This window comes from Clostridium sp. (assembly GCF_021443865.1).
Classification (GTDB): Bacteria; Bacillota; Clostridia; order Clostridiales; family Clostridiaceae; genus Clostridium.
On sequence record NZ_JABUTB010000044.1, the window covers coordinates 1 to 15,071 of the forward strand.

Below are 15,071 nucleotides of genomic sequence, written 5' to 3' on the forward strand. Positions count from 1 at the left end.
ATTGCTGGTTTATTTTACTTAACTTATTTTCTGTTCAATTTTCAAAGACCATTTTCTTCATCGCCCTCAAGCGACTTTTATATTTTACTACTTTAAGATTTAATTGTCAATACATTTCTTAAATCTTTTTAGTAAGTTTTCCTTTGAGACATTTCTCTTGGGAATGAAACTTATCTTACCATTTTAACTAATAATTATTTCTACTTAATACCATTATTTTTATAAATTAAATTAATAATATTATTATTTTCTCCTTATTTCTACATATTTCTACTATTGATACACCAGGCACATTTGATATTAAATATATTATATAAGTACATTTAAAGAGGTGTATAAAAGAAAAACTACTAAGTCAATCTAATATATCACCTCTTCTAACTATTAATATTCTATACTACTTTTCCCTTTTGTATTGTTACAGGAAACTTATCTGTCCCTCTAATTACATTATTAGAGCTTACCACTGTCCCCTTATCTGCTATAACATTATTCATAAACGCATTAGACTTTATGATAGAGCTTTGCATTATAATACAATTTTCAAGTTTTGCTCCACTTTCTATCCTTACATGTCTTCCTATAATACAATTCTTAATTTCTCCCTCAATGTAGGACCCATTTGCAACTATTGAATTAGATACCAAACTTATATCTGTATATAAAGTTGGCGGCTCATCCTTAGACTTCGTATAAATAGGTTTATTATTATAAAATAACTCCTTATTGATATTTTGATTTAACATATCTAAATTAGTATCAAAATAAGACTTTGTAGAGTTAATACATGATAGATATCCATAAAATTCAAAAGCTCCAACTTTTAAATTTGTTAAACTATCAGCCATATATCTTTTAATCTTTTTATGGATACCCTTCTTTATACATTCATGTATAATACTGATAAATAAATCAGCCTTCATAATATACATTTCCATATTTATTTTTGCCTCTTTTTCTCTTCCGACATTCTCCCCTATACTTATTACCCTATTATCATCATTAATATTAAGTAATTCACATTCAAAAAAGCATTTATCTGCATTATAAACATTTTTATATATAATTGTAATATCATTTTTAGACTTAATATGATATCTTATTGCTTCTTTATAATCTATATTACAAATCATATACGATGGAGATATTAATACATATTCCTTCCTACTCTTCTCAATAAACTCTATATGTTCAGAAAAATTATGAACGTCATCTATATTGGGATGATAGTCTCCAAAGTTAAATACTCTAAGTCCCTCATTTTTTCTATGAAGATCCCATGGTCTTCCATTAGTTAAATGATTTATTAAAGATCTTGATTTATTTTCTGTAAAAATCCCTATACTTTCAATACTTGAATTAGTCATGTTAGATAAGACAAAGTCTATTACTCTATATCTGGCTGAAAGAGGCACTGAAGCCAATACCCTATATTTAACTAAATCCCCCATATTGCTAACATTTTCATCTAAATTAATTATTCCTAAGCAATTTTTCATTAACCTCTCCCTCCTTCTATATTAATAATCTCATTAGTACTAATCTCATTATCTTTTATAATATCTTTATAATTAAATTTAATTTTGTTAATAACATATTGATAAGCACCAACAACTTCTATATCATTATCACCTATAATCCTGCAACCATGATTTATTATTGCATTATTTCCTATAATAGCTTTTTCTATTTTAACATTATCACCTATTCTTACATTAGGCATTATTACGGAATCAATTATTATAGTATTCTTTCCAACATATGATCCTTGGGATAATACTGAATTTTCTACTTTCCCATGTATAACGCATCCTTCAGCAATTAGAGAATTGATTATTTTAGCATTCTCTCCTATATAATGAGCTGGGCTTACATCATTTTGAGAATATATCTTCCATTCTCTATCATATAAATTCAATTTATTGTCTAACTTTAATAAATCCATATTAGCTTCCCATAAACTCTGAATTGTTCCTACATCTTTCCAATATCCATTAAATGGATATGCCATTAATTTTTTACCGCTATTAAGCATATTAGGTATTATATTTTTTCCAAAATCATTATCTGAGATAATATCATTTTCATCATCTATTAAAAATCTCTTTAAAACTGACCAATTAAAGATATATATCCCCATAGAAGCATTTGTACTTTTAGGATTGGTTGGTTTTTCTTCAAATTCATATATTGAATTATCTTCTCTTGTATTCATTATACCAAACCTACTTGCCTCTTCTATTGAAACATCTATAACTGCAATAGTTGCATCAGCATTATTTTCTTTATGAAAATCTAACATTTTATAATAATCCATCTTATAAATATGATCCCCAGATAAAATAAGTACATATTCTGGCTCATATCTATCTATAAATTCAATATTCTGATAAATCGCATTAGCAGTTCCCTTATACCAGTCACCACCCTTTTCTTCTTGATAAGGTGGCAATATAGATACTCCTCCATTTCGTCTATCTAAATCCCATGGATCTCCAATACCAATATGATTATTTAAATCTAATGGTTTATATTGAGTTAAGACCCCCACAGTATATATTCCTGAATTAGAGCAATTACTTAAAGGAAAATCTATAATCCTATACTTGCCTCCAAATGGAACTGCTGGTTTTGCTATATTTTTAGTTAAAATTCCAAGCCTAGACCCTTGTCCACCAGCTAAAATCATCGCTACAATTTCTTTTTTCCCCATAACTCATCCCTCTCTCACGCAAAAATATTTTTACATTAAAACTTCTCTTATAACAACTCCTCGTATATCCTTAAATATTCTTTTGCAGACTTTTTCCAACTATTATCTGTTTTCATGGCATTTTTAATAATTTTATTCCATCTATCTTTACTACTATAAATATTTAGTGCATATTTAATTATATTTAAGAGCTCATGATTTGAATAATTTCTAAAGCTGAAACCATTCCCCTCTTCAGTATATTCATTATAAGGTTTTACAGTATCTTTTAATCCGCCTGTTTCTCTTACTATAGGAATACTCCCATATCTAAGTGCAATAAGTTGTCCTAGGCCACAAGGTTCGAATAAAGATGGCATTAAAAACATATCAGATGCTGCATATACTTTATGTGCTAATTCATCACTAAATTTTATATTTGAACTTATTTTCTCTGGATACCTAAAAGCAAAATCCTTAAAACTTTCTTCATATAGATAATCACCTGTTCCAACAATAACTATTTGAATATTTTCTTGTAATAATTCATCTAAGATTCTAACAATTAAATCACAGCCTTTTTGATTAGTTAATCTAGAAACCAATCCTATCATTGGTATTTCTTTATCTATAGGTAGATTAAGTTCCCTTTGAAGTTCTTCTTTATTTATATGTTTATTATCTATTTCTTCAATATCATAATTTACATATATATTCTTATCTGTATTTGGATTATATTCTTTATAATCTATACCATTAACTATTCCCTCTAAGTACATCCCTCTGTATTGTAATAATCCCTCTAAACCTTCCCCATATTCAGGAGTTTTTATTTCTTCTACATAACTCTTACTAACAGTGGTTACTTTATCAGAGTAATTTATACCACCCTTTAAAAAACTAATTGCTCCATTATGTTCTAAACTTCCATTTAAAAATGGTTCATAGTCATAGCCAAATAGTTCTGGTAAAACATCTGGTGAATACATTCCTTTAAATAATAAGTTATGAATTGAAAATACTGTTTTTATATTTTTAAATTTTTCTTCTTTTATATATTCCAATTTATGAAGTACTGGAACCATAGCTGTTTGCCAATCATTACAATGTATTACATCAGGAGTCCAATCTATGAGATTTAAAAAGTCAAGTACTGCCCTGCTAAAAAATGCAAATCTTTCACCATCATCATAATATCCATATAATCCACACCTTTTAAAGTAATATTCATTATCTAATAAGTAGAATATAACTCCTTCATATTCATATTCTAATATTCCACAATACTGATTTCTCCATCCTACTTTAACATTAAGGCTACTTACAAATTTTAAATTGTCCTTAATATCTCTATTAATATCGCTATAATTAGGAATCACTACCCTTACTTCTTGACCTAATTCTTTTAATGATGCTGGTAATGCTCCAATTACATCTCCTAATCCACCTGTCTTTATAAATGGATTTGATTCTGATGCTGCAAATAAAATTTTCAAGCTTATTCCCCCTTATACTCTCCATCTTCTATTTCATAAACTTTAAATATAGATGTGGCCATAGGTGGCACTTTTATAGTTATTGAATATTCTCTATTATGATATTTAAATTCATCTGATATTACGACAGATTCATTTAATTGATTGGAGCCTCCAAATTTAGATGAATCAGTGTTAAATACTTCTTTATAAATAGCTTTATATGGAACTCCAATTCTAAAATCATAATAAACAACAGGAGTAAAATTACATATAAAAATCAATGTATCCTCAATATTCCTACCTCTTCTAATAAAAGTAAATATACTTTGCTGTGAATTATCTGGATCTATCCATTCAAAACCTGATTTATCATAATCTAATTCCCAAAGTGCTTTCTTTCCCTTATAGAATCTATTTAATTCCTTAACAAAAACTTGAGTATTCCTATGCATTTCAAAATCATTAATTAAATACCATTGTAATTCTTCATACTCTCTCCATTCTATAAATTGAGCAAATTCATATCCCATAAAAGTCATTTTTTTACCTGGATAACCAATCATATATGCTAAATATAGTCTTAAACCTGCAAATTTATTCCAATAATCTCCCCACATTTTATCAACTACAGATTTTTTGCCATGAACTACTTCATCGTGAGATATAGGTAATATAAATTTTTCAGAGTAATTATATGTCACAGGAAAAGTCAAACTATTGTGAAAATTCTTTCTATGAATAGGATCTATTTTTATATACTTTAATGTATCATTCATCCATCCCATATTCCATTTTAAATTAAATCCTAAACCATCCTCTTCTACGGATTTGGTTATATTAGGCCATGCTGTTGATTCTTCAGCTATCATAAGTATATTATTGAAATTATTAGCTACACATAAGTTAAGGTCTTTTAAAAATTGTATTCCTTCTAGTGAGCCATCCCCACCATATTTATTTGCTTTCCAATTACCATCTTTTCGTCCATAGCTTAAATAAAGAATATTTGTAACCGCATCTACTCTTATTCCATCTACATGAAATTCTTTTATCCAGAAGCAAGCATTGGAAATTAAAAAGCTTTTAACTTCAGGTCTTCCTAAATCAAAATTAGCAGTTCCCCAGGCTTTATTCTCCGCTCTCCATTCTTCAGAAAACTCATAAGTGGGACATCCATCAAACATATATAAACCATGTTCATCTTTACAAAAATGTCCTGGTACCCAGTCTAGTATTACTCCTATATTATTCTTATGAAGTGTATTTATTAATTCTTTAAGCTCTTTAGGATTACCATATCTACTAGTTGGGGAATAATATCCTGTATTTTGATATCCCCAGGAAGCATCTAATGGATGCTCTGATAAAGGTAGAAATTCTACATGAGTATATCCCATTTCATTTAAGTATTTAGGTAATTCTTCACACAACTCCTTATATGTTAGGAATTCTCCATTTTTTCTTTTCCATGATCCTAAGTGCATTTCATATACATTTATAGGTTCTTCTAAAATATTTGAGTTTTCTCGTCTATTTAGCCACTTTTTATCAGACCATCTAAATTTATTATCGCCTAAAACTATTGATGCAGTGTTAGGTCTAAGTTCTGAATATAAGGCATATGGGTCAGCTTTATATCTTCCTTCCCTAGTATTTTTATTTATAAGATAATACTTATATTTCATACCTTCTTTTACTCCAGGAATAAATAAACTCCATAGTCCTTTATCGTTTATATTTACCATTTTATATTCTTCTAATGGCTTAAAATCACAAAAATCTCCTACAACATATACTTCATAGGCATTAGGTGCCCAAGTTGTAAATCTGACTCCTCTTTTTCTATTTTCACTTTTCATATGAGCGCCCATAAAATTATAGCTATAAATATTTTCTCCAGTATGGAATAATTCAATATCTTCTTTTTTAAATACTTGATTTATTAAATCATTTTCTATACCCCCTGTCATTTCAATCCCTCCTTTAACTTAAAATAATTTATTGAGAATAATTATACCACTCACTTCAAGCATTTTCCATACATTACATAATTTTAAAAACTAAACTTTCGTATTTTTTCGACTTATATTTCAAAATATCTAAACTACTATTTATTAAAAATATTAGTTATAGTTTTAATTTAAGATTTTATTAAGCATATATTAAGGTTTCTATTATTATAAAATTAAGGTTTTACCTCTAATATTATTTTTAGAAAATATTTTAGGAGGGGTAAAAGTGAAAGTTTTAGAAGTAAACAGTTTGAAAAAAACACTTGGAAAAAGAGAAATAATTAAAAATATATCTTTCTCTATAGAGGAAGGAGAAATATTTGGATTTTTAGGACCAAATGGTGCTGGTAAGACAACTACAATAAGAATGTTGGTTGGCCTTATTCATCCTAATGAAGGTAGTATCTCTATTTGTGGTCATAATTTAAAAAGTGATACAGAAAAAGCATTAAGAGAAGTTGGGGCAGTCGTAGAAAATCCAGAGTTATATAAATATCTATCTGGAAGAGAAAACTTAATGCAAATAGCTAGAATTAGAAATATTTCCAAGGAAGAAGTTGAGGAAACTATAAAATTAGTTGCCCTAGAAGATAGAATAGATGATAAAGTAAAAAAATATTCTCTAGGTATGAAACAACGTCTAGGACTTGCTGCATCACTTCTATCTAAACCTAAACTGTTAATTCTAGATGAGCCTACTAATGGGCTAGACCCCTCTGGAATATTAGATTTTAGAGAGGTAGTTAAAAAGGCTGCTAAAGAAAAGGGAATGGCTGTATTTATATCTTCACATATATTATCAGAAGTTCAACACTTATGCGATAGAGTTGCCTTCATAAATAATGGAACTATAAAATCAGTTGAAAATGTAATAAATGAATCTATGAAAACAGATACTGATATAGTTTGCCTAAAGCTTAACCAAGAAATGAACTTAAATGAATTAAAGAAAATTGATTATATTAAATCAGTTAAAAACTCAGAAAACGGAATAGAAATTATATTATCATCAAATACAACACCAAAATTAATAAAGTATCTTGTTGATAAAAACTATGAAATTCAAGAAGTCTATAAACTTAGAAAAGGGCTAGAACAAAGATATATGGAATTAGTTGAAGGAGGTATAAGATAATTATGTTATCACTTATAAAAAATGAATTTATAAAAATATTTAAAAGACCTAAAACATTAATTGTTTTTATATTGTTTATTCTTTTTATTGGACTAACTGCCTTTGGTACTTGGATGAATGATAAAGATATGAGAGAATGGCTATCTCCTGAGTATCAAATAAAACAAGCAGAAGAACAATTACCATATATACGAAACGATATTAAAAATGCTGAGGCTGATGGTGATGAAACTTGGCTTAATAGTTCAAAAGCAATAGAAGCTGATTTATTAAAACAAATAGAAGAAAATAAAGACATAATTAAAAACGGAATTTCTGAAGATGCTTGGAAGAAGGAATTAGATGAAAATATTAAAAACTTAGAAGATATCATTAAAAATTATGAGGATAATGGGATTAATGAGAGAAATAAAAAATGGTATGCACAGTCAAAGCAAAGTTTAGAAGACTACAAGTATTTAAAGGATAATAATATTAAGCCATTACAAGGATGGGAATATCATGAATTTACCTTTTTCAATAATTTAAGTAACTTTTTCGGTATTGGTTTATTAATTGCTGGTATAGCTGTATTTATGAGTGATATGGTTTCTGGTGAATGTACTCCTGCTACTTTAAAATTCTTACTTGTTCAACCAGTTAAAAGAGGTAAGATATTATTTTCAAAATTTATAGTTTCCGTACTTACAGTCTTATCATTAATAATAATTCCAGAGATTATTGGTATGGCAGCAGTTAATATTACTAGTAATATAGATGCTTCTAATTATCCAGTTAGAATTGAACAACAATACGAAAAAGAATTTGATCAGGATTTGCAAGAAATTATTATGGAGCAAGTTCCTAATACATCTAAAATGATAACTAACAAAGAATTTGCTATACGAAGTATAGGATATCAAGCTATATTTATAGTTGCAGCTTGTTCAGTAATATTTATGTTTTCAACTATTTTTAAAAGTAGTATGATATCTATGGCAGTTTCAGTTATATTAACTATGTTTTTAACTATTAGTGCTCAAGCTATATCTATTGTAAGTCAATATAGTCACTTACTATTTACAACGTATGCTAACGCTACTGGTATAGTAAGTTCTACTCTACCAATAATGTATCAAAATACAAACTTAACTATAACGAACGGAATTATCTGTATGCTAGTAACTTCAATTATTTCATATATAATTTCATACATTAACTTTACAAAAAAAGATATATTAATTTAATTATTATATATTTTATAATAATTTATCCACATACAGAAAAAGTTATCAACAAATTCCCTTTTAAAATCTGTGAAATGTTGATAACTTTTCTTTTACTATATCTATATATATTTAACTCTATTGATAATTAATATTTATTGATATATAATATTAATTATAATAACCATTTAAAAGGAGTGTAAGATATGAGTTCAAATGAAAACACTAATAAGAAGCCTCAACAAATAATGGCTCCTAAAAAAGTAAAATACCAATGCCTACATACAACTGAAGCTAGAGAATGTACTTGTATAAGAAGTAAGGGTCTTGTATTAAACAAATAACAAGATTGTGAATTTAATATATTAGTTACTTTTTAGTAGCTCATTATCAAAAAGGTGTGAAATATTTATTTCACACCTTTTCTTAATTTATTTACTTTCAGTCAATTAGATAGATTGACGATAAAATTCTCCCTTTATTTGTATAGTTACCGGATTATTTTCTGTTCCTCTAACTACTCTATTTCCTGGAACTAATGAATTTTTATCTGCTACCACATTACTCATCATAACATTTGTACCAATAATTGAGTTATCCATTATAATACAATTTTCAAGCTTAGCCCCTTTTTGTATTATTACTCTTCTTCCAATGATACAATTTTTAACTTGTCCTTCTATATAGGTTCCGTTACCTATAATAGAATTAGTTACTAAGCTATTTTTGGTATATTGTGTTGGTGGCTCATCCTTAGACTTTGTTTCAATAGGATTATTACCATGGAATAGCTCCTTATACTTATTTTGATTTAATAACTCTAAATTAGTATCAAAATATGATTTTATTGAATTAATACATGATAAATATCCCTTAAACTCATATACTCCAACATTTAATTTATCTAAGTTATTTTCTATATACTTTTTAAACTTTCTATATCTTCCTGTCTTTAAGCATTCAAGTATGATTTCTATAAATAACTCTGTTTTCATTACATACATTTCCATGCTTATATTAGCTACTTTTTCTCTACCGATATTTTCCCCTATGCTAATTACTCTATTATCTTCATTTATATTAACAGTTTCGCACTTTATAAAGCTTTTATTAGCATTGTCTACATTTTTATATATCATAGTTATATCATTTTCAGATTCAATATGATATTTCATAACTTCTTTATAATCTATATTACATATCATATAAGAAGGACTTATTATTACATAATCCTTTCTACTCTTTTCAATATATTCAAGATTATCAGCAAAATTATGGATATCATCAATATTAGGATCATTATCTCCAAAGTTAAATACTCTAAGTCCATCTTTCTTTCTATCAAGATCCCAAGGTCTACCATTAGTTAAGTGTTCAACTAAAGATCTAGATCTATTTTCAGTAAATATTCCTATATCCTCTATTCCTGAATTAGACATATTAGATAAAACAAAGTCTACTATTCTATATCTTGCTACTAGTGGAATTGAAGCTAATGTTCTATTTCTAACTAATTCGTCCATTCTTCTTTTATTTTCATCTAAATTTATTATTCCTAAACAATTTTTCATCATATTGATTTCCTCCAAAATTAAATTATTTCATAATATTAGTGATTATTTTAAAATTAATTATTTACAGAATTATACGCACCGACAACTTCAATACTTTTTCCATTTCCAATATGACAATTATTGTTTATTATTGAATCATTTCCTACTATAGCTTTTTCTATTCTTACATTATCTCCTATTTTTACATTTGGCATAATTACTGAATCTTTTATTATTGTATTTTTTCCTACAGTTACTCCTTGAGATAATATTGAATCTTCAATTTCTCCATTAACTATGCAACCTTCTACTATTAATGAATTTGCTATCTTAGCTTTTTCCCCTATATGTTGAGCTGGTCTTACTTGATTATCAGAGTAAATTTTCCATTCACTATCATATAAGTTTAATTCATTATCTATTTTTAATAAGTCCATATTTGCTTCCCATAGACTTTCAATTGTTCCTACATCTTTCCAATATCCCTTAAATGGATATGCAACTAGCTTTCTTCCTGAGTTAAGCATCATAGGTATTATATTTTTCCCGAAATCATTACTTGAATCCTTGTCCATCTCATCTTGTATTAAATATTCTTTTAATACTGACCATTTAAATATATAAACTCCCATTGATGCATTAGTGCTCTTAGGATTTTTAGGCTTTTCTTCAAATTCGTAAATAGTACCATCTTCATTTGTATTCATAATTCCAAATCTACTTGCTTCATCTAAAGGTACATCTATTACAGCAATTGTTGCGTCTGCATTATGGCTCTTATGAAAATCTAACATCTTATAATAATCCATTTTATAAATATGATCACCTGATAATATAAGAACATATTCAGGTTCATATCTATCTACAAACTGAATATTTTGATAAATTGCATTAGCAGTTCCTTTATACCATGCTCCACCCTTTTCTCCTTGATAAGGTGGTAATATTGTCACTCCCCCATTACGTCTATCTAAATCCCATGGATCCCCAATTCCAATATAAGCATTTAAATCTAGTGGCTTATATTGAGTTAATACACCTACAGTATAAATTCCTGAATTAGAACAATTACTTAAAGGAAAATCTATAATTCTATATTTTCCTCCAAAAGGAACAGCTGGTTTTGCTATATCTTTAGTCAAAACTCCTAGTCTAGACCCTTGTCCCCCTGCTAATATCATTGCAACAATCTCTTTTTTTCCCATTTGCTTGCCTCTCTCTAATATAAATTTTTATTTTATCAATACCTTTTATTAATTATTTCTAATTAAATCATTATATAATCTTATATATTCTCTAGCTGATTTCTCCCAGCTATTATCTGATTCCATAGCATGATTAACTATTTTTTTCCATCTATTTTTATTTCTGAAAATACTTAATGCATACTTAGTTGTATTTAATAATTCTTCACTTGAATAATTTCTAAACCCAAATCCGTTACCACTTTCATCATATTCATTATATGGAATTACTGTATCTTTTAGTCCACCAGTCTCTCTAACTATAGGCACACTTCCATATCTTAGTGCTATAAGTTGTCCAAGACCACATGGTTCAAACAGAGATGGCATTAAAAACATATCTGAAGCTGCATAAATTTTATGAGCTAGCTCATTACTAAATCTTATGTTTGCACTTAATTTATTAGAATATCTATAATTAAAACTCTTAAAACTTTCTTCATACATATAATCCCCTGTTCCAAGAATAACTACTTGGACATCTTCTTTTAGCAACTCATCAAGCATTCTAGTAATTAAGTCACATCCTTTTTGATGTGTTAATCTAGATACCATTCCTATCATTGGAATGTCTTTATTTACAGGTAGATTTAACTCTCTTTGTAGCTGCTCTTTATTAAGACCTTTCTTGTCTAAAGAGTTTACATTGTATTTATGCTTTATATAAGTATCTTTTTCTGGATTATATTCTTTATAATCTATCCCATTAACTATTCCCTCTAAAAATGGTCCTCTGTATCTTAGTAACCCATCCAACTGTTCCCCATACTCTGGTGTTTTTATTTCTTCTGCATAACTCTTACTAACAGTAGTTACTCTATCAGCATAGTTGATTCCACCTTTTAAGAAGCTTACTGCCCCATTATGTTCTAAGCTTCCATTAAAGTATGGCTCATAATCATATCCGAATAGCTCTGGTAATACTTCTGGTGAAAACATTCCTTTGAAAAATAAATTGTGTATAGAAAGAACTGTTTTCATATTTCTAAGCTTTTCATCATTTATATATTCTAACTTATGAAGTACTGGTACCATAGCAGTTTGCCAATCATTACAATGCAGTATATCAGGTGTCCAATCGCTCTGTTTTAAAAATTCAAGTACTGCTCTACTAAAGAATGCAAACTTTTCCCCATCATCATAATATCCATATAAGCCCCCTCTTTTAAAATAGTACTCATTGTCTATTAAATAAAACCTAACCCCTTCATAATCATACTCAAAAACTCCACAGTATTGATTTCTCCAACCGACTTTTACAGTAAAATTATTTACATATCTTAATTTTTGTTTTAATTCCTCATTAATATCTCTATATTTAGGAATTATAACTCTTGCATCAACCCCTAACTCCTTTAGAGTTACTGGAAGAGCACCAATAACATCACCTAATCCACCTGTTTTTATAAATGGATTAGCTTCTGAAGCAGCAAATAAAATCTTCAAGTCTACTCCTCCTCATTTTCTTCTTCTTTTAGTTTAGTTATTTTAAAAATTGACGCAGCCATAGGAGGTACCTTTATAGATATTGAATATGGTCTATTATGATATCCTGTATCATCTGAAACTATTTTCCCTTTATTTATCTGATTAGATCCTCCATATATCTTTTTATCAGTATTGAATACTTCTTTGTATTCTCCATTGAATGGTACTCCAACTCTAAAATCATGATAAACAACAGGAGTAAAATTACATACAAATATTAAAGTATCCTCTATATTTTTTCCCTTTCTTATGAATGTAAAAATACTTTGCTCTGAGTTATCTGCATCTATCCATTCAAAGCCTGATACATCATAATCTAATTCCCAAAGTGCTTTATTCTCTTTATAGAATTTATTAATTTCTTTAGTGAATCCTTGAGTTTTCTTGTGCATTTCAAACTCATCAATTAATTTCCACTCAAGCTCTTCATATTCTCTCCACTCAATAAATTGAGCAAATTCATATCCCATAAATGTTAATTTTTTACCTGGATGCCCCATCATATATGCTAGATATAATCTTAATCCAGCAAATTTATTCCAGTAATCTCCCCACATTTTATCTACTAAAGATTTTTTTCCATGAACTACTTCATCATGAGATATAGGTAATATAAAGTTTTCCGAGTAATGATACATCATTGAGAATGTCATATTATTATGATGATACTTTCTATAAATAGGATCCATTTCAACATATTCTAAAGTATCATTCATCCACCCCATATTCCATTTAAAGTTAAACCCTAAGCCACCATCCTCAATTGGCTTACAAACATTAGGCCAAGAAGTTGATTCTTCTGCTACCATAAGTACATTTTTAAATTCTGCAAATACCGCTGTATTTAATTCCTTTAAAAATTCTATGCCTTCTAAGCATCCATCTCCACCATATACATTCGGCTTCCATTCCCCTTCTTGCCTTCCATAGTTTAGATATATCATATTAGATACAGCATCAACTCTTAGTCCATCTATATGGAACTCTTTAAACCAAAACATTGCATTTGAAATTAAAAAGCTTTTTACTTCTGGCCTTCCTAAATCAAAATTAGCTGTTCCCCAACCTTTATTTTCAGCCTTCCAACCTTCTTCATATTCATAAGTTGGGCTTCCATCGTACATATATAATCCATGATCATCTTTACAAAAATGACCTGGCACCCAATCTAAAATTACACCTATATTGTTTTTATGAAGAACATTTATAAGCTCTTTTAATTCTTTTGGATTACCATATCTACTAGTTACTGAATAATAACCAGTTCCTTGATACCCCCATGAAGCATCTAATGGATGTTCTGTTACAGGCATAAATTCTACATGAGTATAACCCATTTCGACTAAATATTCTGGCAATATAGTACATAATTCCTTATATGTAAGAAGCTCGCCATCTTTTCTTTTCCATGATCCTATATGCATCTCATATATATTTACTGGAGATTGAAAAATGTTATTTTTTTCTCTATTATTTAACCATTTTTTATCTGACCATCTGTATTTACATTCCTCACTAACTATAGAAGCAGTGTTAGGCCTTAATTCTGAAAATGCTGCATAAGGATCTGCTTTATATTTTCCAATTCCTGAATCTTTATTTACAATATAATATTTATATCTCATACCTGCTTTAATTCCAGGTATAAATAAACTCCATAAACCTTTATTATTTACTTTTTCCATTTTATATTCTTTTAAGGGTTTAAATTCAGAAAAATCACCTACAACATATATTTCTGAAGCTTTTGGTGCCCAGGTGGTAAATCTTACTCCCCTACGCCTATTTTCACTTATACAATGAGCTCCCATAAAAGCATAGCTTTCGAAATTCTTTCCTTTATGGAATAACTCTATGTCTTTTTTTATAGATTCTCCATTTTTAATACTATTTTTTTCTATTTTTCCCACTTTATTCTCACCCCTTATATTTATATTTATATCATATTTTTTACATATTTGCTTTTTTATTATATCATCCAAATGTTGTTATTTCAAATTCCTCTATTAAGTTTAAAAAAAGTTTACATTTGTATTAGAATATATTTGAGTTTTTACCTTTAAATTCACTATAAATTATATTAATGAAAACCTCTCTATTAATATACTTTTATTATTAAATATAAAAAAAATTACCACTCTATACTAAATATATAGTGATAATTTTTAATAACAAAAAAGACTTAAGATAAATCTTAAGTCTTTTTATAACCTGGCAACGTCCTACTCTCCCACACAGTCTCCCATGCAGTACCATCGGCGCTG

The 15,071-nt window shown here is 28.1% G+C and carries 11 protein-coding genes; 3 read left to right on the forward strand and 8 right to left on the reverse strand.

The window, feature by feature from the left end; translation table 11 throughout:
* Positions 1 to 392: 392 nt before the first annotated feature.
* Genes glgD (HUJ77_RS09005) through glgB (HUJ77_RS09020) form a run of 4 tightly spaced genes read right to left on the reverse strand, consistent with a single transcriptional unit; the run spans position 393 to position 6,140 of the window.
* Positions 393 to 1,499, reverse strand: a complete 1,107-nt coding sequence (gene glgD, locus HUJ77_RS09005) for a glucose-1-phosphate adenylyltransferase subunit GlgD (protein ID WP_291708250.1) — start codon at positions 1,497 to 1,499, stop codon at positions 393 to 395.
* Positions 1,499 to 2,713, reverse strand: coding sequence for a glucose-1-phosphate adenylyltransferase (locus HUJ77_RS09010; protein WP_291708251.1), 1,215 nt, complete (start codon positions 2,711 to 2,713; stop codon positions 1,499 to 1,501). Before HUJ77_RS09010 ends, glgD (HUJ77_RS09005) begins: the two co-directional genes overlap by 1 nt.
* Before the next feature lie 47 nt (positions 2,714 to 2,760).
* A complete protein-coding gene (gene glgA / locus HUJ77_RS09015) occupies positions 2,761 to 4,188 on the reverse strand; it encodes a glycogen synthase GlgA (protein ID WP_291708252.1) in 1,428 nt (475 codons plus the stop codon).
* Between the two features lie 2 nt (positions 4,189 to 4,190).
* Entirely contained in the window at positions 4,191 to 6,140 is a 1,950-nt protein-coding gene (gene glgB, locus HUJ77_RS09020) for a 1,4-alpha-glucan branching protein GlgB (RefSeq protein WP_291708253.1), read from the reverse strand.
* A 268-nt stretch (positions 6,141 to 6,408) separates the two neighbouring features.
* Here glgB (HUJ77_RS09020) and HUJ77_RS09025 point away from each other — a divergent pair, with 268 nt between their 5' ends.
* The 3 genes from HUJ77_RS09025 to HUJ77_RS09035 all read left to right on the forward strand — a co-directional run bounded on the left by HUJ77_RS09025 (position 6,409) and on the right by HUJ77_RS09035 (position 8,866).
* On the forward strand, positions 6,409 to 7,317 hold the full coding sequence (locus HUJ77_RS09025; RefSeq protein ID WP_291708254.1) for an ABC transporter ATP-binding protein: 909 nt from the start codon (positions 6,409 to 6,411) through the stop codon (positions 7,315 to 7,317).
* A gap of 2 nt (positions 7,318 to 7,319) precedes the next feature.
* Positions 7,320 to 8,543, forward strand: a complete 1,224-nt coding sequence (locus tag HUJ77_RS09030; protein ID WP_291708255.1) for an ABC transporter permease subunit — start codon at positions 7,320 to 7,322, stop codon at positions 8,541 to 8,543.
* Between the two features lie 185 nt (positions 8,544 to 8,728).
* Positions 8,729 to 8,866, forward strand: a complete 138-nt coding sequence (locus tag HUJ77_RS09035; RefSeq protein WP_291708256.1) for a hypothetical protein — start codon at positions 8,729 to 8,731, stop codon at positions 8,864 to 8,866.
* Positions 8,867 to 8,971: 105 nt separating this feature from the next.
* On the opposite strand, the gene glgD (HUJ77_RS09040) is transcribed toward HUJ77_RS09035, so the two are convergent.
* The 4 genes from glgD (HUJ77_RS09040) to glgB (HUJ77_RS09055) are packed head-to-tail and all read right to left on the reverse strand — an operon-like array spanning position 8,972 to position 14,717.
* Positions 8,972 to 10,093, reverse strand: a complete 1,122-nt coding sequence (glgD, locus tag HUJ77_RS09040; RefSeq protein ID WP_291708260.1) for a glucose-1-phosphate adenylyltransferase subunit GlgD — start codon at positions 10,091 to 10,093, stop codon at positions 8,972 to 8,974.
* A 56-nt stretch (positions 10,094 to 10,149) separates the two neighbouring features.
* Positions 10,150 to 11,280: a glucose-1-phosphate adenylyltransferase gene (locus HUJ77_RS09045; RefSeq protein ID WP_291708257.1), complete on the reverse strand. Its 1,131-nt coding sequence runs from the start codon at positions 11,278 to 11,280 to the stop codon at positions 10,150 to 10,152.
* Between the two features lie 48 nt (positions 11,281 to 11,328).
* On the reverse strand, positions 11,329 to 12,765 hold the full coding sequence (gene glgA, locus HUJ77_RS09050) for a glycogen synthase GlgA (protein WP_291708258.1): 1,437 nt from the start codon (positions 12,763 to 12,765) through the stop codon (positions 11,329 to 11,331).
* 2 nt (positions 12,766 to 12,767) lie between these two features.
* On the reverse strand, positions 12,768 to 14,717 hold the full coding sequence (gene glgB, locus HUJ77_RS09055; protein WP_291708259.1) for a 1,4-alpha-glucan branching protein GlgB: 1,950 nt from the start codon (positions 14,715 to 14,717) through the stop codon (positions 12,768 to 12,770).
* Positions 14,718 to 15,071 lie beyond the last annotated feature (354 nt).

Excerpts from the sequence above, each read along its gene's own strand:
- glgD (WP_291708250.1), bottom strand. The coding sequence starts at position 1,499 with ATGAAAAATTGCTTAGGAATAATTAATTTAGATGAAAATGTTAGCAAT.
- HUJ77_RS09010 (WP_291708251.1), bottom strand. The coding sequence starts at position 2,713 with ATGGGGAAAAAAGAAATTGTAGCGATGATTTTAGCTGGTGGACAAGGG.
- glgB (WP_291708253.1), bottom strand. The coding sequence starts at position 6,140 with ATGACAGGGGGTATAGAAAATGATTTAATAAATCAAGTATTTAAAAAA.
- HUJ77_RS09030 (WP_291708255.1), top strand. The coding sequence starts at position 7,320 with ATGTTATCACTTATAAAAAATGAATTTATAAAAATATTTAAAAGACCT.
- HUJ77_RS09035 (WP_291708256.1), top strand. The coding sequence starts at position 8,729 with ATGAGTTCAAATGAAAACACTAATAAGAAGCCTCAACAAATAATGGCT.
- glgD (WP_291708260.1), bottom strand. The coding sequence starts at position 10,093 with ATGAAAAATTGTTTAGGAATAATAAATTTAGATGAAAATAAAAGAAGA.
- HUJ77_RS09045 (WP_291708257.1), bottom strand. The coding sequence starts at position 11,280 with ATGGGAAAAAAAGAGATTGTTGCAATGATATTAGCAGGGGGACAAGGG.